The sequence below is a fragment of the Desertimonas flava genome, assembly GCF_003426815.1.
GTDB lineage: Bacteria > Actinomycetota > Acidimicrobiia > Acidimicrobiales > Ilumatobacteraceae > Desertimonas > Desertimonas flava.
Genome location: NZ_QKYK01000024.1, coordinates 23959 through 46772, shown reverse-complemented (window position 1 = coordinate 46772; position 22814 = coordinate 23959). Strand labels below are relative to the sequence as shown.

The 22814-nt window shown below is 71.4% G+C and carries 22 protein-coding genes; 9 read left to right on the top strand and 13 right to left on the bottom strand.

What is annotated here, in order from left to right; translation table 11 throughout:
* Positions 1–4 precede the first annotated feature (4 nt).
* Positions 5–1462: an amidohydrolase family protein gene (locus DN771_RS21700; protein WP_162942247.1), complete on the top strand. Its 1458-nt coding sequence runs from the start codon at positions 5–7 to the stop codon at positions 1460–1462.
* Positions 1463–1533: 71 nt separating this feature from the next.
* Here the strand turns inward: DN771_RS21700 and DN771_RS21695 are convergent, their stop codons facing one another.
* The gene (locus tag DN771_RS21695) at positions 1534–2667 is read right to left on the bottom strand and encodes a LysM peptidoglycan-binding domain-containing protein (protein WP_162942246.1); all 1134 of its coding nucleotides are present in this window, start codon (positions 2665–2667) and stop codon (positions 1534–1536) included.
* A gap of 64 nt (positions 2668–2731) precedes the next feature.
* Here DN771_RS21695 and DN771_RS21685 point away from each other — a divergent pair, with 64 nt between their 5' ends.
* Positions 2732–4123 (top strand): peptidoglycan-binding protein, encoded by a 1392-nt coding sequence (locus tag DN771_RS21685; RefSeq protein ID WP_162942245.1) that lies wholly within the window; start codon positions 2732–2734, stop codon positions 4121–4123.
* Between the two features lie 37 nt (positions 4124–4160).
* On the opposite strand, the gene DN771_RS21680 is transcribed toward DN771_RS21685, so the two are convergent.
* Together DN771_RS21680 and DN771_RS21675 are read right to left on the bottom strand one after the other, a co-directional pair.
* Positions 4161–5072, bottom strand: a complete 912-nt coding sequence (locus tag DN771_RS21680) for an SDR family oxidoreductase (protein WP_116999650.1) — start codon at positions 5070–5072, stop codon at positions 4161–4163.
* On the bottom strand, positions 5069–5569 hold the full coding sequence (locus DN771_RS21675) for a GNAT family N-acetyltransferase (RefSeq protein WP_116999649.1): 501 nt from the start codon (positions 5567–5569) through the stop codon (positions 5069–5071). The genes DN771_RS21680 and DN771_RS21675 overlap by 4 nt, the downstream gene beginning before the upstream one ends.
* Positions 5570–5597: 28 nt before the next feature.
* On the opposite strand from DN771_RS21675, the gene DN771_RS21670 reads away from it, so the two are divergent.
* From DN771_RS21670 to DN771_RS21645, 6 genes are all read left to right on the top strand, one after another.
* Positions 5598–6155 carry a CGNR zinc finger domain-containing protein gene (locus DN771_RS21670; protein ID WP_205528709.1) on the top strand — a complete coding sequence of 186 codons (558 nt, stop codon included), beginning with the start codon at positions 5598–5600 and terminating at the stop codon, positions 6153–6155.
* Positions 6148–7104, top strand: a complete 957-nt coding sequence (locus DN771_RS21665) for an aminotransferase class I/II-fold pyridoxal phosphate-dependent enzyme (protein WP_116999648.1) — start codon at positions 6148–6150, stop codon at positions 7102–7104. The genes DN771_RS21670 and DN771_RS21665 overlap by 8 nt, the downstream gene beginning before the upstream one ends.
* Entirely contained in the window at positions 7101–8042 is a 942-nt protein-coding gene (cbiB, locus tag DN771_RS21660; protein ID WP_116999647.1) for an adenosylcobinamide-phosphate synthase CbiB, read from the top strand. The genes DN771_RS21665 and cbiB overlap by 4 nt, the downstream gene beginning before the upstream one ends.
* A 4-nt stretch (positions 8043–8046) precedes the next feature.
* A complete protein-coding gene (locus DN771_RS21655; RefSeq protein WP_162942244.1) occupies positions 8047–8478 on the top strand; it encodes a hypothetical protein in 432 nt (143 codons plus the stop codon).
* A 31-nt stretch (positions 8479–8509) separates the two neighbouring features.
* Complete coding sequence (locus DN771_RS21650; protein WP_116999645.1) at positions 8510–9307, top strand: sulfurtransferase; 798 nt, start codon at positions 8510–8512, stop codon at positions 9305–9307.
* 71 nt (positions 9308–9378) lie between these two features.
* Positions 9379–10437: a hypothetical protein gene (locus DN771_RS21645; protein WP_116999644.1), complete on the top strand. Its 1059-nt coding sequence runs from the start codon at positions 9379–9381 to the stop codon at positions 10435–10437.
* A 25-nt stretch (positions 10438–10462) separates the two neighbouring features.
* On the opposite strand, the gene DN771_RS21640 is transcribed toward DN771_RS21645, so the two are convergent.
* From DN771_RS21640 to DN771_RS21615, 6 genes are all read right to left on the bottom strand, one after another.
* Complete coding sequence (locus DN771_RS21640; RefSeq protein WP_116999691.1) at positions 10463–11893, bottom strand: MDR family MFS transporter; 1431 nt, start codon at positions 11891–11893, stop codon at positions 10463–10465.
* A 61-nt stretch (positions 11894–11954) separates the two neighbouring features.
* Positions 11955–13280: a xylose isomerase gene (xylA, locus tag DN771_RS21635; protein ID WP_116999643.1), complete on the bottom strand. Its 1326-nt coding sequence runs from the start codon at positions 13278–13280 to the stop codon at positions 11955–11957.
* Positions 13277–14569, bottom strand: coding sequence for an ROK family transcriptional regulator (locus DN771_RS21630; RefSeq protein ID WP_162942243.1), 1293 nt, complete (start codon positions 14567–14569; stop codon positions 13277–13279). The genes xylA and DN771_RS21630 overlap by 4 nt, the downstream gene beginning before the upstream one ends.
* Positions 14556–16037: a sugar ABC transporter permease gene (locus DN771_RS21625; RefSeq protein ID WP_162942242.1), complete on the bottom strand. Its 1482-nt coding sequence runs from the start codon at positions 16035–16037 to the stop codon at positions 14556–14558. Before DN771_RS21625 ends, DN771_RS21630 begins: the two co-directional genes overlap by 14 nt.
* On the bottom strand, positions 16034–16831 hold the full coding sequence (locus DN771_RS21620) for an ATP-binding cassette domain-containing protein (protein ID WP_116999690.1): 798 nt from the start codon (positions 16829–16831) through the stop codon (positions 16034–16036). The genes DN771_RS21625 and DN771_RS21620 overlap by 4 nt, the downstream gene beginning before the upstream one ends.
* Before the next feature lie 104 nt (positions 16832–16935).
* Entirely contained in the window at positions 16936–18159 is a 1224-nt protein-coding gene (locus DN771_RS21615; RefSeq protein WP_205528708.1) for a sugar ABC transporter substrate-binding protein, read from the bottom strand.
* A gap of 299 nt (positions 18160–18458) precedes the next feature.
* On the opposite strand from DN771_RS21615, the gene DN771_RS21610 reads away from it, so the two are divergent.
* Positions 18459–19019 (top strand): glutathione peroxidase, encoded by a 561-nt coding sequence (locus DN771_RS21610; RefSeq protein ID WP_116999640.1) that lies wholly within the window; start codon positions 18459–18461, stop codon positions 19017–19019.
* 3 nt (positions 19020–19022) lie between these two features.
* On the opposite strand, the gene DN771_RS21605 is transcribed toward DN771_RS21610, so the two are convergent.
* The 4 genes from DN771_RS21605 to DN771_RS21590 are packed head-to-tail and all read right to left on the bottom strand — an operon-like array spanning position 19023 to position 22813.
* Positions 19023–19913 (bottom strand): carbohydrate ABC transporter permease, encoded by an 891-nt coding sequence (locus DN771_RS21605; RefSeq protein WP_116999639.1) that lies wholly within the window; start codon positions 19911–19913, stop codon positions 19023–19025.
* A gap of 52 nt (positions 19914–19965) precedes the next feature.
* Positions 19966–20949 carry a carbohydrate ABC transporter permease gene (locus DN771_RS21600; RefSeq protein WP_205528707.1) on the bottom strand — a complete coding sequence of 328 codons (984 nt, stop codon included), beginning with the start codon at positions 20947–20949 and terminating at the stop codon, positions 19966–19968.
* Positions 20946–21674, bottom strand: coding sequence for a tyrosine-protein phosphatase (locus tag DN771_RS21595; protein WP_116999638.1), 729 nt, complete (start codon positions 21672–21674; stop codon positions 20946–20948). Before DN771_RS21595 ends, DN771_RS21600 begins: the two co-directional genes overlap by 4 nt.
* Positions 21671–22813, bottom strand: a complete 1143-nt coding sequence (locus DN771_RS21590) for an ABC transporter ATP-binding protein (RefSeq protein ID WP_116999637.1) — start codon at positions 22811–22813, stop codon at positions 21671–21673. Before DN771_RS21590 ends, DN771_RS21595 begins: the two co-directional genes overlap by 4 nt.
* Between the last annotated feature and the right edge of the window lies 1 nt (position 22814).

Here is a 22814-nt window from a genome sequence, read left to right as displayed (position 1 = left end):
TCGCGTGGACGACGACGAGCGTCTCCCGCTCAAGCTCTGGCCGTGCTCGAACGGCGAGTATCTGCCATCGCCTCTCGACGACCTGCGGCGCGAGGCGATGCGCAGGGCGAGGGACGCGGCCGACATCCACGCCCGGCGCCACGGCTGGTCTCGTCGTCGCTTCTTGACGTCGGCCGCCGGCATGGCGGCCGGGTTGGTCGCCCTCGAGGGGGCGGCGGCCGACCGCGCCCGAGCGACCGGCCGGGAGCGCGGCGGGCGGTTCCGTGTCGATCCGGCCGTCGCCCGCGACCAGGACGCGGCGTGCGAGGTCGTCCACGGCCCGGTCGGTACGGCGCCGGTGATCGACGTCCAGACGCACTTCCTCGAGAACGTCGAGACGTTCGGCGCTGGGTTTCCCCAGGCGGGGTGCGGCGAGGACGACCCCGGCGACTGCTTCTCGGTCGACCACTGGTACGACCTGGTGTTCAACCAGAGCGACACCGCGGTCGCCGTGATCTCGGCCGTGCCCGTGGTCGCCGACCCCGACCCCCTGTCGATCGACGCCATGGAGCGGGGGCGTGCGCTCGCCGACGAGCTGTGCGGCGACGGACGGGTGCTCGTCCAGGGGCACGCCGTCCCGGACGTGGGCCCGATCGAGGCGGTCGAGGCATCGATGCTCGAGCTGGCCTCGACGCACGCGCTCGCCGCGTGGAAGGCGTACACGCATGCGCCGACCGGCTGGGCACTCGACGACCACGACCCGTCCGCGGCGCCGATCGGCCAGCGGTTCATCGAGGCCGTCCGCGCGTCGGGCGTCCCGATCGTCGCCGTGCACAAGGGACTGTCGGGCGGCAACCGGTGGGCCTCGCCCTCCGATATCGGGCCGGCGGCAGCCGCCCATCCCGACCTCGCCTTCTGCGTGTATCACTCCGGCTACGAGTCCGGGACGCCCGAGCGCGCCTACGACGCCGACCAGGAGGCGTCAGCGCTCACGGGCGTCGATCGCCTGGTGCGCAGTGCCGCCGACGCCGGCATCGGGCCCGGCGGCAACGTCTACGCCGAGCTCGGCTCCACCTGGCGGATCGTGATGGGCAACCCCGACGAGGCGGCCCATGTCCTGGGCAAGCTGCTCGCGGCCTTCGGGCCCGACCGCATCCTGTGGGGGACCGACTCGATCTGGTACGGGAGCCCCCAGGACCAGATCGCCGCCTTCCGCACGTTCGAGATCACGCCGAGCTTCCAGGAGCAGTACGGCTACCCGGCGCTCACCGACGACGTGAAGGCGCGCATCCTCTCCCACAACGCCGCCGCGTTGTACGGCATCGACGTCCCGTCCCGGCGTTGCCCGCCGGTTGGCGAGGAGGAGTCTCGCTCGCTCGCCAACGCCACGCTCGGCCCGGTGTCCCGCCGCGGCGTGATGTCGACGTTCCTGCGCGAGCATCCCTGGATGACGGCCCCCGCCCGGATGTCGACAGACCACTAGCGATGCAGCGCCCACCGGTCGGCCAACCCCGACTGTCACCGTGACCACGATGTCCCCGTCGAGAGGATTCCTCAGAACCCCTGCGCCATGACGTCGTCGGCGATCGCCCGCGCCGCGTCCCACGTGCACGACGCCGTCCGGTGCAGCAGCACGGTCTTGGCGCGAAGGCGCGAGGCGATCTCGTCGGCCACCTTCTCGTGACAGATGCCGGGATCGGCGAGCGCCCCGCGCTCGACGGCGATGAGGACCACGATGTGGCCGAACTCGTGGGCAAGGATGTCGTGCAGGACTCGTGTTGACCGCTCCTGCATCCTCGGGTGCACCCTGATCGTGAGCGTTCGTTCGGCGACGGCGTCGGCGCCGGCCAGGATCGAGCTGTCCCACACGATGCGTACCGGGCGGCCGCCGAGGGTCGCGGCGAGCTGAACCCGCCACGCGCCGACGGCTTCGTCGAGCTCGGCGACCAGCTGTGGATCGGACGCGTTCGGCCGTGGCGCGGCGACGAGCGGCGGTGACGCCGTGACGGGCGAGTCGGTGACCGGTGCCGCACCGGCCGGCACGGCGATGCGCTGGCCAGGATGGATCACCGTGGACGTGGTGGCCCCGTTGGCGGCGAGCAGCTCGCGCAGTGTCACGCCCAACCGCCGGGCGATGCACGACCAGCAGTCGCCGCTCGCCACCGTGTACGTGTCGCTCGCACTCGGCGCGGCGCCAGAGATCTTCAGGACCTGGCCCGGCAGGATGAGCGAGCGCGGCGTGAGGCCGTTGAGGGCGAGCAGGGTGCCGAGTTCGGTTCCGGTCGTCCGGGCGATGCCGTACAGGTAGTCACCGCGACGCACGGTGTACGTCGCTCCGGACCACTCCGGTGTCGCCTGGCTGTTCGGGCTCGCCGCGCCGCCGAGCTTCAGGACCTGGCCCGGCAGGATGAGGGAGCGCAGCGTGAGGCCGTTGAGGGCGAGGAGGGTGTCGAGGTCGGTTCCGGTCGCGCGGGCGATGCCGTAGAGATAGTCGCCGCGGCGCACCGTGTACGTGCCGCCGGCGGCGACGTCGCTCGCCGCCGGCGCGACGTCGTTCACCGCCGCCGCGACGTCATGCCTCGATGACGAATCGGCTCCCCCGACGATCGACGGGACGACCCCGATGGACGCGCCGAGCGCGGCGGCCGCGAGACCGAGATGCCGGAACCGGCGAACGAGTGCCCTCACGGGTTCATCTTTGCAGCCGGCGGGTCGACCGCCGCGACGACGGCGGGTAGTTTGTGACGATCTCATGACGAACCGTGGTCAGCTCCCGCGCCGGATGGCGCTCGTCCTCGCCGCCTCGGCGGCCGCCGGGCTGGCCGGGTTCGGTCCCCGTGCCGCTGTGGTCCGGGCCGACCAGACCGTGGTCTTCGACGGAGCGGGCGACGCACCGCACATCAGCCTCATCGGCGACTCGACGCTGAGCGGCGTGCGCTGGTACGCCGACTACGGGGCGCTCGAGCAGTACAACTTCGTCCTCAGCGCCGAGTCGTGCCGGCGCACGATCGAGCAGTCGTGCATCAGCCGCGAGGGCTACCGGTCGCAGAACGTGATCGGGGCGATGAACACCCTGGACGGCCAGCTCGGCGAGCTGCTCGTGATCATGAGCGGCTACAACGATCCCGTCTGGACGATCGACGAGGCGATCGAAGGCGTCGTCGACGAGGCGCGTGACCAGGGCGTCGAGCACGTCGTGTGGCTGCTCCTGCGCACGAACGACGGGGTGGACTACTCCGATCCGCAGGAGTACTCGAGCATCAACACGTTCCGTGAGTACAACGACCAGCTCGTCGCCGCGGCCGAGGCGTCCGACGGTTTCCTGCAGGTGGCCGACTGGGCCACGTGGTCGAACGGCTCGTCCGGCTGGTTCGAGGGCGACGGCGTGCATCTCACGCCGCGCGGCGTCGACGCCGTGACGACGTTCATCGCCGGGATCGTCGGGCGCGTGCTGGCCGGGGAGAACGTCAGCCCGTCCGAGGCGCCGTGGACCGTGCTGGTGCCGGGAGCCGAGGGGGAGGAGGTCAGCGCCGTGCAGGAAGCACTCGTGGCGGCCGGCATCGACCTGCCCGGCGGCGCCGACGGTGTGTACGGCAACGACACGATGGCGGCGGTCGCCGCCTATCAGCGCGCCGACGGCAACCTGCAGGTCACCGGCGCCGTCGACATCGCCACGGCGCGCCGGATGGGTGTGTTCGAGGATCCCGAGGCGGCGTCGACGACCACCGCTGTCCCGACGTCGACGACCGCCGCTCCCTCCATGCCTGCGACCACGATCGCCACGGCCGGGGCTCCGGTCGCTGCCGACACCGCCTCCAGCACCGACGATGGCGCGTCGCGAGACCCGGGGCGCAGCCTGCTGCGCTGGCCACTGGCGGCCGCGGGGGTCCTCGTGATGCTCATCGCCGCCGTCGCCGGCCGGCGACGGTACGTGGTGGCCCGGCGGGCGTCGAGACGCTGGGCTCGCGTGCACCCGTCCACGGCACCGGGCCGCAGCATCGCCGACCTGCGGCGATCCGGGGAGCTGCCCATCGTCCCGCCTCCGCGCCGGCCCGCCTCGCCGGTCCTGTACGACCACACCAACGAGATCGAGCTGGCACCGGTGGGCGACCGCGAGACGGGCCAGGTGCCGGTCACCGACTGACCGCGGGGCCGATCGTGGAACGACCAGCTCGACGACGTCAGCGATAGCCGGTGGCGTCGGCGGGCAGGTCGCGGTCTTGGACTTCGACGACGTACCGCCAGGCGTCGGGGCGGCTGCCGTCGACGTCGGTGAAGCCGTACTCGCGCGCGAGTCGACCGCTGGACAACGACTGCTGGTTCCAGCGGGCGACGTCGGGATCGGCCGCGAGGGCTGCCACCGCCCGACCGACGAACGTCGGGCTCTCGGAGATGGCGAAGTGCGGGCTCACGGCGGTGGCGTCGCGCCAGTTCGTCTCGGTGACGCCGTAGGCATCGAGCATCGCCTCCGAGCGCAGCCAGCCCGGCGTCACGGCCACCGCCGTCCCTCCATGCGGCGCCAGCTCGTGGCCGAGGGCGAACGCCATGCGCAGGTTCGCCGCCTTGGCGAGGTCGTAGAAGAACGAGACGCGGTAGTTCGTCGCGTTGTACCCGGCGGTCCCGTCGGTCACCTCGACCACCAGACCGCCGCGGGAGCGGATCAGCAGGGGCAGGGCGAAATGGGCCGTGACGGCGTGGGCGTCGATGGCCCGGCGCAGGGTGGCGAGCCCGTTGTCGAGGTCGGACTCCCACACCGTGGCGTTCCACTCCATGGTGGTCGCGCCCCAGATGCCGTTGACGAGCACGTGGAGGGCCCCCTGCTCAGCATCGATGCGGGCGACGAGGGCGGCGACGGCGTCGCGGTCGAGGTGGTCGACAGGCACGGCGATGCCCGTTCCTCCCGCGGCGGCGACGAGCTCGGCGGTCTCCTCGATCGTCTCGGGCCGCTTCATCTCCGACGGCGTCGAGCGGGTGGTGCGGCCGGTGCAGTAGACGGTCGCTCCCGCCGCGCCGAGGGCGACGGCGATGCCACGTCCGGCGGCCCGGCTGGCCCCGGCGACGAGGGCGACCCGGCCGGCGAGCGGCCCGGTCATCGGGACGCTCCGGCGACCGTCTTCACGTAGCGGTGTGCGGGCACGGCGAACGAACCCGCGCCCGTGTCGGCGGCGTACGTGAACGCGCCGGCGTCGCGCCATCCGTGCCGTTCGTAGCACCGCCGGGCCCGGACGTTGCCGGCCACGACGGCCAGCCAGGCCGACCGGTGGTGCCGGGCGACGGCGCGCTCGCCAGCGTGGAGCAGCGCGCTGACGACGCCGGTACCCCGGGCCGGGCCGGCGACGTAGACCTGTTCGAGCTCGTCGTCGTGCACGGTCACGAAGCCGACCACCTCGCCCTCCACCACGGCCACCGTGGTGTCGTCGACGCGCGCCGCGGCCAGGCGGGCCAGGTCGGACTCGCTGCGGTGATCGGCCAGCGCCGACGGCACGTGACCGGCGTGCCCGTCGATCCAACCTGTCCGCCAGATCGTGGCGATCGCGTCCACGTCGGCCGGACGGGCCGGCCGGAGCTGCATCACTGGTGTAGTGTTCATAGACAGTGACGACTCTAGAGAGGAACGCGTGACTGGTCAAGTGCCGATAGGTGGTTACGCCGACACCGGGCTGTTCGTCGCCGCCGAGCTGGTGAACCGAGTCGCCGGCGACGCGGACCTGTCCGACCTGCGCGAGATCCTCGCCGTGGACCCGCCGTCCCTCGCTGCGCTCGAGGCCCGCCATGCGAAGGGCTTCGCCGCCCTGGCGGCGGATCTGCGCGCCATCTTCGACGCGTGCCACCTCGACGACATCGACGCCGCGGCCGCCGGGCTCAACGGCCTGCTGGCCGACCATCCGGCCCGCCCGCATCTGGCCAAGGATCCCGACGGCACCTGGCGCATGCACCACCACAGCGCCGACGCCGAGCTGTTGCCGATGTGGGCGTCGATCTGCGCCGAGGCGCTCGCCCGCCTGATCAGCGAGGGCGGGGGCCATCGCATCGGCACGTGCGAGCGGCCCGGCTGCGGCCAGGTGTTCATCGACGTGTCCAAGAACGGCAGCCGCCGGTTCTGCTCGGTGATGTGCCAGAACCGGGTGAAGGCGGCCGCCTTCCGCCGCCGGCGGTCGACGACGATCGATGCCTGAGCACTCGCTCGAGCCGCCGGACGTCCGGTGTCTATCGTCGGGCGGTGTGCAGGAGCATGGCGACGACGGCGCTCGGTTGGCGATGATGCTCGGGCTCGACGTCACCGACGTGCTCGATCTGTCAGCCAGTCTCAACCCCGTCGCTCCCGACGTCGCCGCGCTGGTCGCATCACTGGCACCCACCGTCACGCGCTACCCCGACGCGACAGAGGCCACCGCCGCGCTGGCGGGAGCGATCGGCGTGCCGATCGACCGAATCGTGCTGACCAACGGCGGGGCCGAGGCGATCGCCCTTGTCGCCGCGGTCGTCGGCGCGGGCCACGTGGTCGATCCCGACTTCGCGCTCTATCGGCGTCACCTCCCGCGAGTCGCCGCCGATGCCGGGCGCTGGCGGTCGAACCCGTCGAGCCCGTTCGGCCGGCTCGCGGACGCCGCGGACGCCGCGGCCGTCTGGGACGAGGCGTTCTACCCGCTCGCGACGGGGGAGTGGTCGCGCGGCGACGCCGACGCCTGGCGACTGGGCTCGCTCACCAAGCTGTGGGCCTGTCCTGGACTCCGCCTCGGCTACGCCATCGCCCCGACCGCCGAGCAAGCCGACGCAGTGCGCGCCCGCCAGCCGCGCTGGTCGGTGTCGACGCTGGCCGCCGAGGTCGTCGGGCCGATGCTGGACATGACCGACCTGCCCCGCTGGATGCTCGCGATCGGTGAGGCCCGCCGCGCCCTCGTCGCCGGGCTGCGCGATCGAGGCATCGACGCCGACGACACGGACGTGAACTGGGTGCTCGTCCGCGAGCCCGATCTCCGTCGTCGACTCGCCCGCCACGGCGTCATCGTGCGCGACTGCTCGTCGTTCGGCCTGCCTGGGACCTTCCGCATGGCCGTCCCGCACCCGAATGACCTCGACCGCGTGCTCGGCGCCGTCGACGCCCTCGCTGCGTCCCGGCGATGACGCCGACCTGGGCCGTCGCCGGTCTGGCGATCGATGCCGTCCTCGGCGAGCCGCCCGCCCGGGTCCATCCGGTCGTCTGGTTCGGGTCGGTCATGCGGCGGCTCGAGCAGGTGTCGTACCGCGACCACCGGTCCGCCGGGCTCGGTCACCTCGTCGCCGGCGTCGCCATCGCTGCGGGTGCCGGCACGGCCGTGCGCCGGCTGGTCGGTCCTCGCCCGGCCGCGGCTGTCGCCGTCGCCGTCTGTGCGGCCGGGAGGATGCTCGATGGCGAGGCGAAGGCCGTGGCCGACCTCTGCCGTGCCGGCGACCTCCACGCCGCCCGCCTCCGGGTCCGCTCCCTCGTCGGCCGCGACACCGATCTGCTGGACGCGACGGATCTGAGCCGGGCGGTGATCGAGTCGGTCGCCGAGAACAGCGTCGACGCCGTCGTCGCCACGCTCTGGTGGGGGACGATCGCCGGCGCGCCCGGCGTCCTCGTACACCGCGCCGTCAACACCCTCGACGCCATGGTCGGCCACCGCAACGAGCACTACGGCCGTTTCGGTTGGGCCAGCGCGCGACTCGACGATGTCGTCAACTTCGTGCCCGCCCGGCTGGCTGCGCTCGGCGTCGCCCTCGCTCGACCGCGACGTGCTCGGGCGGTGCAGCAGACGATTCGCCGCGATGCCTCCGCCCACCCGTCACCGAACGGAGGTGTGATCGAGGCGGCGTACGCGGCCGCGCTCGATGTGGGGCTCGGCGGCAGCAACCGATACGGCGACGTCGTCGAGAACCGGGGGCGGCTGGGCCGAGGACGTCCGCCGTCCCCCGATGACGTCCGTGCCGCGATCTGGCTGCGACAGACCTCGACCGCCGCCGTCGCCGGGCTCCTCTGCGTCGCCAGACTGGGGTTCTGTCTCAGGAATCCCCGCAATCGGCCGAGCCTCTGGCACGATTGATGTCGTGAATCGAGCCGCCGCGGCCGCTCCGGGCCGTACCGATCGTCCCGGTTTCGGGCGAATGCTCTGGCGGGGTGCCCGCCGACGTTGTGCGTGGTGCGGTGGGCGCCGGGCCTTCTTCACCGGCTGGTTCTCCAAGCAAGACCGCTGCCACACGTGCGGCATCAGCTGGCAACGCGGATACGAGGGCTTCGAGCTCGGCGCGGCCGCGATCAACGCCGTCATCACGTTCGGCCTGCTCGTGGTGGGGGTGGCCATCGGGGTCATCGCCACGCTGCCCGACGTTGCCGTCCTGCCGATCGTGATCATCCTCGGCATCGGTGCCGTGACGATCCCGACGCTCATCTATCCGATGACCTACACGATCTGGCAGGCCGTCGACCTGATGATGCGACCGCCCGAACCCGGCGACGGCGCGCCACCGTTCGTTCCCTGATCCCTGCCCCCTCGATGCCTGCGGAGCCACGATGATCAGCCCGTTCATTGCGCCCGACGCGATCCCTGCGGGCGCGCTGCTCGTCGACGTCCGTTGGACGACGGCGGGCAGCGATCGTGACGCCTTCGTCGCCGGTCACGTTCCCGGTGCGCGGTACGTCGACCTCGAGGCGGTGCTGTCGGGGGAGGGTGGACCGATCATCGGGCGGCACCCGCTGCCGACGCCGGAGGCGTTCGCCGCCGGTCTCGGTGCGGCCGGCGTGCCCGACGGCGTGGTGGTCGTCGCCTACGACGACGCCGGCTCCGTTGCGGCGTCGCGATTCGTGTGGATGTTGCGGACGGTCGGGCAAGAAGCGGCAGTGCTCGACGGCGGGCTTGCGTCGTGGACCGGCCCGCTCGAGTCCGGCGATCCGCCGGTCGTCGGGGTCACCCGCCGTGTCGTCGAGTGGCCGGCCGGCGCCACCGTCGAGGCCGACGAGGTGGCCGCGGCCGCCGCCCGCGGGCTCGTGGTCGACAGCCGCTCGGCGTCGCGCTATCGCGGGGAGCAGACGCCACTCGACCCGCGCCCCGGTCACGTGCCCGGTGCGCGCTCGTTGCCCTTCTCCGACAACATCGGCCCCGACGGTCGTCTCGCGCCGGTCGCCGATGTGCAGGCCCGGTTCGAGTCGGTCGGCGCCGGCGCCGGCACGATCTTCTACTGCGGCTCCGGGGTGACGGCGTGCGTGAACCTGCTCGCCGCCGAACAGGCTGGGCGGGGGAGGGGCCGACTCTACGTCGGGTCGTGGTCCGGGTGGGCCACCGACCCGTCCCGGCCCGTGGCCCGCACCTGACGCCGGGGACCGCCGACCCCCGTCGCTAATTCGCGGCCAGTCGGGGAGACCGTTCGCTACGTTTCTGACCCATGAGGGCATCTTCGATCTCCCGCGGCGCGCTCGCGCTCACCCTGTCCGCTGCGGTCGTCGCCGTGGGCGCGTCGTCCGCCCTGGCCCGTCCCACCGCGGCGCCGATCCCGCCGGCCTCCGGCCACGCCCAGGTGATCGCCCAGGGCGTCGCCTCCTTCAGCGCCGGAGCCCACCATTGGCGGCTCGTCTCCAACGACATCGGCACCGCGCCGGTGGGCATCGACAGCGCGTCGCCGACGTTCCTCGTGGCCGCGAGCGAGGCCGCCGACGCCGGACCGATCCGGGTGAGCGAGCCCGCCGGGCTCGGCTGGCTGCTCGCCGACGGCGAGGCCACGTTCCGGCCGGCCAACTCGGCGACTCGCATCGAGCCGACGCCAGGCGCGTTCGTGCACGAGATCGCCATCGACCAGGGCGACGGCGCCGATGCGTTCGATCCGGGCGACGGCCTCCGCGACCTCGACCTGGTGCGCGACGTCCTCGAGAACGGCGAGTCGCTCACGGTGCGGTCCGACGTCTCGGCTCTGATCTTCGTCACCGCCGGCGTGGCCACCGCGTCCGACGGCGGCGAGGTCACCGCCGGAACGACCCGGGCGATCGTCGGCGAGGTGACACTCAGCAACGCCGGGGACGTGCCCGTGGTCGTGCTGGCCGCGATCGTCGGTCCGGCCGCCGCCCCGGTGAGTGACGAGGTCCCGCCGACCACCGCCCCGACGGGCAACGGCAACGACAACGGCAACGGCGCAACCCCCACCCAGCCGCAGACCACGCCGGCGCCCACCTCGCCGCCCACCACCATCGACCCCACGGCCGACACGGACGGCGATGGCCTCCCCGACGTCGACGAGATCAACATCTACGGCACCAACCCGAACACCTACGACACCGACGGCGACACGGTCAGCGACTATCTCGAGGCCAAGGACGGCAACTCGGATCCGTTCAACCCCGACACCGACGGCGACGGGTACGACGACCGCGAGCAGTTCGACGGCTACGACCCGCGCGACCCCACCAGCAATCCGGGCGCGGCCAGCGCCACGCCGACGTCGGCGCCGTAGTCGCGCCCGATCGGCGCCGATGGGCTCAGTCGGCGGTGGCCGGCGCGCGATGCCGGGCTACGCGGGTGGCATGGGCATCGGCGTCGGGCACGCGGATGGCGACGATCGACCCGACGAAGGCGATCACGGCGGCGATGAGGAAGGCCTTCTGGTAGGCCCCGAGATCGCCCGCCGACGAGCCGTCCGATCCGTCGGGCAGGAACGCGGCGAGCGTGCTCGCCAGCAGGGCCACGCCCAGGGCCTGGGACACTTGGCGTTGCGTGTTGTACAGCGCCGAGGCCCGCCCGGTGTCGGCCGGGGCGATCGTGGCGAACGAGGACGCCTGCAGGGCGATGATGAGGAACGAGAACGAGCCGCCGAGGGCGAACATCAAGCCGCGGATGGCCCACTCGTTGGTCTCCAACCCCACCCGTGACACGGCGATGAGGAGCCCGCCCATCGCCGCCATGCCGAACACCATCAACGCCCGGGGGCCGACGCGGACGTAGAGCCGGCCGACCAGCTGCGACAGGGCGAGCACGCCGAGGGCTTCGGGGAAGGTGGTGAGACCGCTCTCCAGCGCCGAGGCCCCACGGACCTGCTGGAGCATCACGGGCATCAGGAAGAGGGTGCCGATGAACGCCGCCGTGGCGAAGATCGACACCGCGTTGGTGGAGCGGAACAGCCGATTGCCGAGGAGCGGCAGCGTGAGCATGGGCTGGGCGGTGCGCAGCTCGACGACGACGAGCGCCGCCGCCGCGGCGATGCCGCCGAGGCCGGTGATCACGGTGACGGGCGCGCCCCAGCCCGCCCTCGGCCCCTCGCTCATGGCGAACAGGATGAGGGCGAGCGCTCCTCCGGCGAGGACGAAGCCGGGCAGGTCGAAGCGGCCGGCGCTCGGCTCCCGCTGTTCGTGGAGGTACACGGCCCCGAACACGAACACGGCGATGCCGATCGGCACGTTGACGAGGAACACCCAATGCCACGACGCCGACTCGATGAGGGCGCCGCCGACGATCGGTCCGAGAGCCGGGGCGACGGCCGTGGGGATGATCAGTACCTTCGACGCCTGGGCCCGGCGCTCGGGTGGGAAGGCCCGGTAGAGCATCGCCAGGCCGACCGGTGCGAGCATGCCGCCGCCGACGCCCTGCAGGATGCGGAAGGCGACGAGCTGGCCCAAGCTCGCAGAGACCCCGCACAGGGCCGACGCCACGGTGAACACCGCGATGGCGAACAGGAGCGTCCGCTTGGTCCCGACGCGATCGCCGATCCAGCCCGACGCCGGGATCCACACGGCGAGGCTGAGCAGGTATCCGGTGACGACCCACTCGATCGACCCGATGCCGACCCCGAACTCCTGGGCGAGCGTCGGGAGCGTGACGTGGACGATCGTCGTGTCGAGGATCGTGACGAACATCGCCGCCACGTAGACGATCGCCACGACCACCGGCTGAGACGGGCGACGGAGGCTGGGCACCGAGCCATCCTGGCGGTCCGGCGGACCGCTCACACAATCACGCTCGTCACACCCCCCGGCGTCAGCGGGCGGTGACGAGGTAGCGGTTCACCAGGTTCTCGAGATGCTCCTGGCGACCGGAGACCGGCTGCGGCTCGGCCGCCGACTCGGCCCGCTCGCGCAGGGCCTCGAACGAGAGCTCGCCGGCGAGCAGGCGCTGGCCGAACTCGCCGTCCCAGCCGGCGTAGCGGTCGGCCCGGAAGCGGTCGAGCTCGCCGTCGGTGATCAGCGCGTCGGCCACGAGCAGCGCCCGGGCCATCGTGTCGATGCCGCCGATGTGGGCGCGGAACAGGTCGTCGCGTGCGATCGACTGGCGACGCAGCTTGCAGTCGAAGTTCAGGCCCCCGGTGGTGAAGCCACCGGCGCGGAGGATCTCGAGCATCCCGAGCGACATCGCCTCGACCGACACCGGGAACCGGTCGAGGTCCCAGCCGAGGCGGTCGTCGCCGGCATTGGCGTCGATCGAGCCGAAGATCCCGCAGTTGGCGGCGACGGCGATCTCGTGGGCGAAGTCGTGCCCCGACAACGTGGCGTGGTTGACCTCGATGTTGACCTTGATCTCGTCCTCGAGCCCGTGGCGCTGGAGGAACCCGAACACCGTGGCGCTGTCGTAGTCGTACTGGTGCTTGGTCGGTTCGAACGGCTTGGGCTCGATCAGGATCGTCCCCTGGAAACCGATGCGATGCTTGTGCTCGACGGCGAGGTGGAGGAACCGGGCCAGCTGGTCGAGCTCGCGCGCCATGTCGGTGTTGAGCAGCGTGTCATAGCCCTCGCGGCCGCCCCACAGCACGTAGTTGTGGCCGCCGAGCCGGTGGGTCACGTCCATGCAGTGGGCGACCTGGCCGGCGGCGTAGGCGAACACCTCGGGGTCGGGGTTGGTCGCCGCGCCGGCCATGTAGCGCCGGTTGGCGAAGAGCTTCGCCGTGCCCCAGAGCAGTTCGACGCCGGTCTGCTGCTGGTGTTCGGCGGCCCGGTCGGCCAGGCGGTCGACGTTGGCGGCCGACTCCTTGAACGTCGCCCCTTCGGGAGCGATGTCGAAGTCGTGGAAGCACCAGAACGGTGTGCCGAGCTTGGCGAAGAACTCGAAGGCGACGTCCATCTTGCGTTCGGCGGCGGCGATCGGGTCGAGCGAGCGGTCGAGCCACGGCCGATCGAGCGTGCCGTCGCCGAAGATGTCGAACCCGTCCCAGTTGAAGCTGTGCCAGTAGCAGACGGCGAACCGCAGGTGGTCGCGCATCGTGCGGCCCCGCACGACGCGGTCGGCGTCGTACCAGCGGAACGCCAACGGATTGTCGGTGTCGGGTCCGGCGTAGGGGATCGTGTCGATCTCGGGGAAGAAGTCGGTCATCGGGTGGCTCCTGACGTGGTGTTCTGATGGACGGCGTCGTCACGACGGACGACGGTGGGATCGGCGTGGACCCGCTGGATGCAGCCGAGCGCGGCGCCGATCGAGGCCGCGCGGTGGCCCAGCGACGAGGTGTGGATGACGCACCCGGCGGCGCCGGCGGCCACCGTGCCGCGGGCGAGGACCCGCATCGCCGCAGGGACGATCCACTCGGCGACCTCGGCGAGGGCACCGGCGATCACGACGAGTCGGGGATTGAAGACGTCGACGAGGTTGCCGACACCGATGCCGAACCACTCGCCGAGCTCGTCCAGCGCGCCGACGGCGATGCGGTCGCCGCGCCGGGCCCGCTCGACGACGACGGCGACCTTCTCTTCGGGGCTCACCAGGTCGTCGGCGATCAGCGCCTCGGCGACGTCGGGCACGGCGGCGCGCAGCATCGCCGGCAGCCCGATGAGGGTCTCCCAACAGCCGCGCGAGCCGCAGCCGCAGCGGTCACCGCCACGCACGAGCGTCATGTGGCCGACCTCGCCGGCGTAGCCGTTGGCGCCACTCACCAGGTGGCCGCCGGAGAACACCCCGCCGCCCACGCCGTGCTCGGCGAGCACGTACACGAAGTCGTCGACGCCGTCAGCGCGTCCCCAGGCGTGTTCGGCGAGGGCACCGAAGTTGGCCTCGTTGTCGATCACGATCGGCACCTCGTGGAGGTCGGTCGTGGCCAGGGCCTCGTGGAGCTGCTCGCCGAACGGCTCGTCGTGCCAACCGAGGTTGGGGGCCACGTGGACGACGCCGGTCCGGGAGTCGACCAGGCCGGCGACGGCGAGGCCGAGGCCGAGGATGTCGATGTCGTCGCCGATCTTGCTGCGGGCGTCGGCGATCTCGCAGAGCACCTCGCCGATCACCTCCTCGAGCGGCCGCTCGGCGCTGTGCAGCGGGCGGCGCCGTTCGAGCAGGACCCGGCCGCCGAGATCGACGACCGTCGTCGTGAGCGCGCCGACGTTGAGCTCCATCCCGATGGCGGCGAGGCCGGTGCCGTCGAGCTCGAGCAGCGTCGCCGGCCGGCCGACGCGCTGGCCGGCGTTGACGCCGAGCTCGCGGACCAAGCCACGCTCGATGAGGTCGCTGACGAGCGTCGAGGTCGTGCTGCGCGTGAGGCCGGTCTGGCTGGCGACGGCGGCTCGGGACTGGGGACCGAGTTCCGACAGCAGACGCAGCACGAGGGCGAGGTTGTGGCGGCGGACCGCGCCCTGATCGGCCGGACCGGCAGGGCGGAGCCGATCAGCCCGCAGCACGAGCGCTGCGCCGGCTGAGTGCGTCGAAGCTGCCGGCGAGGAGGAGGACTGCGGCGGCCACCATGTTCTTGAAGCCGGCATCGACGTCGGTGCCGAGGATCTTGGTGTAGAGGCCGAGGCCGTTGTTGATCACGGCGAGGACGAGACCGCCGACGATGGGATAGACGATCTTGCCACGGCCGCCGAACAGGCTGACGCCGCCCACCACGGCGGCGCCGACCGCCTGCAGGAGTTCGGTGCCGGCACCGGTCTGCGGCGTGATCGAGCCGACGCGCGACCCGTAGAGCAGTCCGGCGATCGTGGCCATGAAGCCGACGAGCGCGAACGCCGTGAGGCGGATGCGCCCGACGTTGATGCCAGCGCGGCGCGCCGCCTCGGCGTTGCCACCGACGGCGTAGAGGTGCCGTCCCCACGCCGTGCGGGCGAGAACGAACGTGAGGATCACGGCGAGGGCGAGGACGAGGGGCACGACCCACGGCACGCCCTCGATGGGCTTGGTGGCGTTGCGGGTGGCCCGGTTCTGATTGAGCCGCCAGGTGGCGAACGCCCAGACGGCGCCGATGGCGATCGCCTTGCCCGCGATGACCGACAGCGGTTGCGCGCTCACGCCCTTGGCCACTCGGCCGCGCCGCGTGGCCGTGGACATGACCACGTACCCGCCGATGACCACGGCGAACAACACCCACCCGAGCGCTGGCGGCATCGAGGTGGTCCCGATCGTCTGGAGGAACTTGTCCTGCACGCGGATCGTCCCGCCTTGCTTGGCGATCTTGAGCAGCAGCCCCTGCCAGCCGAGGAACAGCGCCAGCGTCACGACGAAGCTCGGGATCCCGACCTTGGAGACCAGCAGACCGGTGAACGTTCCCATGGCGATGCCGACGATCATCCCGAACAACACCGCGAGCGTGGTGTTCGGTGCCACCACGGCGAGCAGGACGCCGGCGCCGAGCCCGACGACGACGCCGGCACCGATGCCGCCGTTGGCGCCGAGGCGCTGCCTCGACAGCCGGGCGACCGCGGCGGCGAGGCCGAGGCCGATGATCCCGCAGGCGATCGCCGTCGCCGCGCCGGGCATCCCATCGTTGACGCGGAGGTAGATCACAGCGCCGGTGACGCCCATCGTCGCCCCGGCGGCGAGGTCGATCTCGCCGATCAGCAGCACGAACGTCACCCCCATGGCGAGGATGATCAGCCACGTCGCCTGCTGGAGCAGGTTGGCGATGTTGAAGTCGGTGAGGAACGTCGACTTGGTGAGCGTGAAGATCAGGCACAACAGGAGCAGGCCGCCGAGCGCCGGCAGCACGCCGGGCTCGCCGCCGCGAACCTTGCCGATGTAGTCGCGCACGGCGTCGCCGACCGTGGTGGGGCCGGCGTCGTTGCCGAAGTCGGAGACGGCCACCGAACCGGTGGACTCGACCGGCGTCCCGGGGTCACTCGCCTCGGGGTTGGGGAGGAGCTCGGTGGTCACTTGCCGACCGCCGATGCGCTGCCTGTGGTCATCAGCTCGACCAGCTGCGACTGGTTGACGTCGCGGCGCGGCACGTGGTCGGCGACCCGGCCGAGGTAGAGGGCGCAGATGTCGTCGGCGACCTCGAGCACGTCGAGCATGTTGTGGCTGATCAGCACGACGCCGAGCCCGTTGTCGGCGAGGCGCCGGACGAGGTCGAGGACCTGGCGGGTCTGGGCCACGCCGAGCGCGGCCGTCGGCTCGTCGAGGAGGACGACCTTGGAGTTCCACAGCACGGCCTTGGCGATCGCCACGGTCTGACGCTGGCCGCCCGACAGGCTGCCGACCGACTGGCGCACGCTCTTGACCGTGCGCACCGAGAGGCTGGCGAGGACCTGGCGGGCCAGGAGCTCCATCGACGCCTCGTCGAGCGTGCCGAAGCGGCGGCTCTCGCGGCCGAGGAACATGTTCTGCACGATGTCGAGGTTGTCGCACAGGGCGAGGTCCTGGTACACGACCTCGATGCCGAGAGCGGCCGCATCGCGCGGGGTGTGGATGGCGACCGGTTGGCCCTCGAAGAACACGTCGCCGGAGTCGATGCCGTAGATGCCGGTGATGCACTTGATGAGCGTGCTCTTGCCGGCGCCGTTGTCGCCGACCAGCGCGGTGACGGCGCCGCGGTGCACGGTGAAGTCGACGTCGTGCAGCACGTGGACGGCGCCGAAGCTCTTGTTGACGCCGCGGAGCTCGAGGATCGGCTCGCTCGGATCGGCGGACGCAGGCTGGGGCGTGGGGTCGAGGGTGGTCGTGGTCACGGCCGTCGGCAATCCTTCGAAGCGGTGGGCAGGAACGATCGACGGGCGCCGGTGAGTGGTCCATGCACCGGCTCGCCGGCGCCCGTCGTGGTGATCGTGGCGGCTCAGCCGCCTGCGGTGGTGGCGGTCGCCATGTCGGTGCCGGCCGCCTCGGTGCCGGCCATGTCGGTGCCGGCCATGTCGGTGCCGGCAGCCTCGGACCCACCGCCCATGCCCGGGTCGACCACGCCGTACTCTTCGCACAGGTCCTCGAGCCCGGTGCACACGTCGGCCCAGGTCTGGTAGCCGTCGGCGACGACGTCGTTGACGTTCTCGGCGTAGATCGGCACCGGCGTGGCGAGGACCGCGGGGACCTCGCGGCCCGACTCGGTGTCGGTCACGGTGCCGGTCGTCTCGGGCTCCTCGCCGTTGGCCAGGGCGATCGCAGCTGCGGCGGCGGCCTGGGCCTCGGTGCGAACGGCCTTGTACACGGTCATGCACTGGTCACCCTGGAGGATGTAGCGCAGGCCCTCGACGGTGGCGTCCTGCCCGGTCACGGGGACCTGCAGGTTGTTGGCCTGGAGCACCGTAATCACGGCGCCGCCGAGACCGTCGTTGGCCGCCAGGACACCGTCGATCTCGCCGTTGGCGCCGGCGAGCATCTGCTCGAAGATCTGGCCGCCCTGCTCGTTGTTCCAGTCGGGGACCGATTGGTCGTCGACCAGCGTGAACGTGCCGTCGTCGAAGAGGGGCTGGAGCACCGAGTTGTAGCCCTCGGCGAACAGCGTGGCGTTGTTGTCGGTGGGCGAGCCGTTGAGCACGGCGATCGCCGGGTTCTCCGCCCCGCGGTCCTCGAGGCACTTGACGAGTCCCTCACCCTGGAGCACGCCGACCTGCACGTTGTCGAACGACACGTACACCGAGGCCGAGCCGTTCAGCGTGAGGCGGTCGTAGTCGATCGTCGGGATGCCCGCGTCGGCGGCCTTCTGCTGGATCTGCGCACCCGACTCGCTGTCGAGGTTGACGATCATCAGCACGGTGGCCCCGTTGGCGATCATCTGGTCGGCGATGGTGGCCATGTTGGCGGCGTCGCCCTCGGCGTTCTGGATGTCGTAGTCGACGCCGGCCGCCTCGAATGCCTCGGCCAGGAACGGCCGGTCGGCGGTCTCCCACCGGTCCGAGCTCTGGGTGTCGGGCAGGATGACGCCGATGCGGGCGGGCCCAGCCGGTGCCGACGCGCCGTCGGTGCCGGGAGGCGCCGTCGTGGCGCTGGCGATGCCGCTGGACGCCGCGAGCAGGCCGAGGCCCCCGACGGCGATCAGCGATGCGAGACGAGTGGACCTTCTCACGTGTACCCCCTGTGTTGCCCAGCCCCTGGCCGGGCGTTGGTGATGCCTTGACTTGCTGTGCCGGCACCGGAACGCGTCGTTCCGCCCGTCCGCCCCCGTGACTCCCCCACGGGGCAGTTGCGGAGCGTTGCGATCGGGCTCCGGCGCCTGCGGCCCATTTCTTACTCTTCGCCGGCGGCTTTGTAAAGGGATCGAACAAAAGAGTTCAGGACGCTCGGGAATGCCCGATGGTGTCCGGCGGTTGGCCCCGTCGAGCATCGGCGGACTGGCCGCCGACGACATCACGATCTGGAGACCGTATGACCGCGCTGCAGGAGATCCCCGTCGAGACGATCAACGGTGAGGCGACCACGCTCGGCGACTACGCCGGCGACGTGCTGCTCGTCGTCAACGTCGCCTCGAAGTGCGGGCTCACCCCGCAGTACGAGGCGCTGGAAGCCCTGTACAGCGAGTACCGCGACCGCGGATTCGCGGTCCTCGGGTTCCCCGCCAACAACTTCGGCGGCCAGGAGCCGGGCACCAACACCGAGATCGCCGACTTCTGCGCCACCAACTACTCGGTGGATTTCCCGCTGTTCTCGAAGATCAGCGTCGTGGGCGAGGACCAGCACCCGCTGTACCGCGAGCTCACGGCGCAGGCGCCGTCGGCGACCGGGGACAAGGAGGCGTTCCGTGATCGTCTCCGTGGCTTCGGCATGACCCCGACCGAGGACCCCGACGTGCTCTGGAACTTCGAGAAGTTCCTCGTCAGCCGGGACGGCCGGGTGGTCGGCCGCTTCGCCCCGACGGTCACCCCCGACGACCCGGCGCTCGTCGCCGCCCTCGCGTCCGAGCTCGACGACGGCCAGGTCGCCGGCTGATCGCTACTTCAGTCCGGAGCGCACGAAGGCGTCGATCAGGCGCCGTTGCAGGACGACGAACAGCACGAGCAGCGGTATGCACGCCAGGGCGGACGCCGCCATCACGGCGCCCCAGTTGTTCGAGCCCTCCGACGCGATGAGCGACTGCACACCGACTTGGATCACCGAGTCGGCGTTGCGGAACACCAGCATCGGCCACAGGTAGTCGTTCCACGCCGTCACGAAGAGCAGCAGCCCGAGGGCGGTGAGCGGACCCTGGATGTTGGGCACGATCACGCGCCAGAGCGTGGTCAGTGGACCCTTGCCGTCCAAGCGCGCGGCGTCGAGGATCTCGGTGGGGAAGCCCTTCATGTGCTGGCGCAGCATCAGCACTCCGTAGGCGCCGGCGAGTTGCGGCACGACGATCCCGGCGAGCGAGTCCAGCCAATGCCGTTCGGAGAGCAACACGTAGTTGGGGATCATCGTCACCTGGAACGGCACGAGCCATGTCGCCAGGAACGCGGCGAACAGCAGGTTCTTGCCGAAGAACTCCCAGCGCGCGAACGCATAGGCAGCGAGGAGGCTGGTGAACAGCTGGGCCGCGGTCACGGCGACGGCGAACACCATCGTGTTGCCGAGCATCCGCCACACCGGCAGCGTGTCGAACACGTACCGCAGGCTGTCCAGCGACGGCGGCCACGGGATCGGGGTCTGGTCGTACTCGTGGCCCGGCTCGCGGAGCGCGGTGACGAGCATCCAGTAGACGGGGAAGCAGCTGAACACGGCGATCGCCGTCATCACCACGTGGACCCGCCAGCGCCGGTGCCGGCGAGGCGGCGCCGACGGTTGCGTCGGCGCATCCGGGTAGGTGTCGAGCGCCGTGGCGGCGTCGACGAGGGTGAGTGTCGCAGTCATGTCAACGAGTCCTGTCGGTCGGATTCGAGCGGGAGGGGGACCGGTCGAAACATCAGTCGTCGTAGAAGCTGAGCTTGTCCATCAGCTTCAAGCACCCGACGGCGAGGATCCCGAACGCCGCGAAGAACAGCACGCCGGCGGCCGACGAGCGGCCGGCATCGAAGCTCGTGAACCCCATCGTGTAGAGCAGGTAGTAGACGTTGGTGGTGGCACCGGCGGGGCCGCCCTGGGTGAGGAGCTGGATCAAGGGGAACAGCCACTGTGCCGTGAGCAGTACCGTCATCAGGCCCATGAACGTGAGCGTCGGTGAGAGCAGCGGCAGCGTGACCCGCCAGCGGATGCGGCGGTCGGATGCGCCGTCGATCGAGGCCGCTTCCTGGTAGGACGGATCGATGCTGGAGACCCCGGCCGACACCATCAACGTGGCGAAACCAAGCATCTTCCAGCCGGCGACCAGGACGACGGCGACGAGAGCGGGGCGGGCGTCTCGGAACCAGTTGACCGGGTCGCGACCGAGCCACTCGAGGGGCTGCTGGTACACCCCGCCCGACGTGCTGAGCAGCCAGCGCCACACGGCCGCCGCGACCACCGGCGTGATGAGCACCGGCACGAACAGCGCGGCCCGGTAGAGGTTGCGCGAACGCGTGCCCATCCGGTGGGTGACGAGGGCGACGACGGTGGGGATCACCAGGGTGAACGGCACCAGGCCCAGCATCATCCAGCCGGTGATGCCGAGCGACCTGCGCAGTTCGGGGAGGCGCAGGATCTCGGCGTAGTTCCGCGTCCCCACCCATTCCTTCGGTGTCGTCGGCAGCAGGTTCCAGTCGTGGAACGACAGACCGATCGTCGACGCCAACGGACGGTACGTCCAGATCGCCAGGGTCAGCGCGGCCGGGGCGAGCAGGAGGTAGGGAATGGCATAGGCGGCGACCCGTGTGGCCATCGGCCGGCGACGGGCGAGCGCCGTGGAGTCGTGGACCGCGCCGTCGTCGGCAACCGGTACCGGGACCGCCGGCACCAGCACCAACGTCGTCACGGCTCGACCAGAGCCCGGCGCAACCTGCCGGGCACGTCTTCGGACATGCCATGGTGCACGAGGAACCGCTCGACGTCACCGTGGGTGTCGCGAATCTCGGCGAGCACGGCGCTGATGAGCTCGGGGGGCGATCCGAGCAGCGGAGCGAGGCGCTCGAGGGCTTCGGCGTCGACGCCGGCGAGCCGGTCGGCGAAGGCGTGGCCGAGCAGGCTCGCGCTGGCCGAGTAGTCGGCGATGACCGTGTCGTCGTCCACGCCGAGCAGGACGAGCACGAAGGCCACGACCAGACCGGTGCGGTCCTTGCCGGCGGTGCAATGCACGATCGCCGGCAGGGCCTCGGGCTCGGCGAGAGCGGTGACGGCGGCCGCGAGCGCCGGACCCGAGCACCGCACCATCTGGCGGTAGACGGTGTCGAGGTCGGGGATCTCGGTGAAGTCGGCCGGTGCGCCGCTGGAGATCGAGATGTGCACCACCGAGACCGGCAGGTTGCCGAGCGCGCTCGGACGTTCGGTCCGTTCGTCGTCGCGTCGCAGGTCGAGCACCGTGCGGACGGCTCGCTCGGCGAGCAGCGATCGGTCGGCGTCGTCGAGCAGGTCGAGGCCGGCGGTGCGGAACAGCCGGCCCCATGCGACCGGTCCTGCAGGCGTGTCGTAGCCGCCGATGTCGCGGGCGTTGAACACACCCGAGAGTGGCAGCAGGCGATCGGCGAGGTCCGTGAGACTCATGACATCACTCTCGTGGTGGGGCGGAACGACGCCGCGGGCGTCGTTGCTGGGGATGATGCGTTCGACCAGCGCAGCCGGCGGCCGGACTCGGGATCGAAGAGGTGGACGCGCCGGGGATCGACGGCGAGGTGCGGATGGTCACCCTCGGCCGGGCCCGCACCGCGGGGCGAACGGACGGCGATCGTCTGCTCGCCGGCTTCGATGTAGGAGATCTCCTCACCGCCGAGGTTCTCCACCAGCGACACGATGCCGTCGGCGAACGGCTCGTCGCCCGGGCGGATGGCGCCGGCGACGCGGATCTCCTCGGGGCGCACTCCGATCGTGATCGGCCGCTCCTCGGTGGAACCCTCGGCGATCGCCACGTGGATGCCCGGCGCCTCGATCACCACCATGCCGTTGCGGGAGCGGACCGTGCCGTGCAGCAGGTTCATCGGCGGTGCCCCGAGGAACCCGGCGACGAACGTGGACGCCGGCTGGTCGTACACCTCGAGCGGCGAGCCGACCTGCTCGATGCGCCCGCCGTTCATCACGACGATCTTGGTCGCCATGGTCATCGCCTCCACCTGGTCGTGGGTGACGTACACGATCGTGGCACCGAGTTGGCGGTGCAGGGCGACGAGCTCACGCCGGGTCGCCGTCCGCAGCCGGGCGTCGAGGTTGGACAGCGGCTCGTCCATGAGGAACGCGCGGGGGCGGCGAGCGATCGCTCGGCCCACCGCCACGCGCTGGCGCTGGCCGCCCGACAGCTCCTTGGGCCGGCGGCGGAGCAGCTCGGTCAGTCCGAGCTGCCCGGCCACCTCGTCGACGCGTGCCGCGATCACCGGCGCCTCGGTGTGGTGGGCCTTGAGGCCGAACTCCAGGTTGGAGCGGACGTCGAGGTGGGGGTACAGCGCGTAGCTCTGGAAGACCATCGCCAGATCGCGGTCCTTGGGCGGCTGGTACGTGATGTCGTCGCCGTCGAGCAGCACTCGTCCGCCACTCGGCTCGAGCAACCCGGCCAGCATCCGCAGCACGGTCGACTTTCCGCAGCCGCTCGGCCCGAGGAGGGCGACGAACTCTCCGTCGCCCACGCTCAGCGACAGGCGGTCGACGGCGACGACATCGCCGTAGGACTTGGTCAGGCGGTCGAGCTCGATCATC

Excerpts from the sequence above, each read along its gene's own strand:
- DN771_RS21685 (WP_162942245.1), top strand. The coding sequence starts at position 2,732 with ATGACGAACCGTGGTCAGCTCCCGCGCCGGATGGCGCTCGTCCTCGCC.
- DN771_RS21680 (WP_116999650.1), bottom strand. The coding sequence starts at position 5,072 with ATGACCGGGCCGCTCGCCGGCCGGGTCGCCCTCGTCGCCGGGGCCAGC.
- DN771_RS21675 (WP_116999649.1), bottom strand. The coding sequence starts at position 5,569 with ATGAACACTACACCAGTGATGCAGCTCCGGCCGGCCCGTCCGGCCGAC.
- DN771_RS21665 (WP_116999648.1), top strand. The coding sequence starts at position 6,148 with ATGCCTGAGCACTCGCTCGAGCCGCCGGACGTCCGGTGTCTATCGTCG.
- cbiB (WP_116999647.1), top strand. The coding sequence starts at position 7,101 with ATGACGCCGACCTGGGCCGTCGCCGGTCTGGCGATCGATGCCGTCCTC.
- DN771_RS21650 (WP_116999645.1), top strand. The coding sequence starts at position 8,510 with ATGATCAGCCCGTTCATTGCGCCCGACGCGATCCCTGCGGGCGCGCTG.
- DN771_RS21645 (WP_116999644.1), top strand. The coding sequence starts at position 9,379 with ATGAGGGCATCTTCGATCTCCCGCGGCGCGCTCGCGCTCACCCTGTCC.
- xylA (WP_116999643.1), bottom strand. The coding sequence starts at position 13,280 with ATGACCGACTTCTTCCCCGAGATCGACACGATCCCCTACGCCGGACCC.
- DN771_RS21610 (WP_116999640.1), top strand. The coding sequence starts at position 18,459 with ATGACCGCGCTGCAGGAGATCCCCGTCGAGACGATCAACGGTGAGGCG.
- DN771_RS21605 (WP_116999639.1), bottom strand. The coding sequence starts at position 19,913 with ATGACTGCGACACTCACCCTCGTCGACGCCGCCACGGCGCTCGACACC.
- DN771_RS21595 (WP_116999638.1), bottom strand. The coding sequence starts at position 21,674 with ATGAGTCTCACGGACCTCGCCGATCGCCTGCTGCCACTCTCGGGTGTG.
- DN771_RS21590 (WP_116999637.1), bottom strand. The coding sequence starts at position 22,813 with ATGATCGAGCTCGACCGCCTGACCAAGTCCTACGGCGATGTCGTCGCC.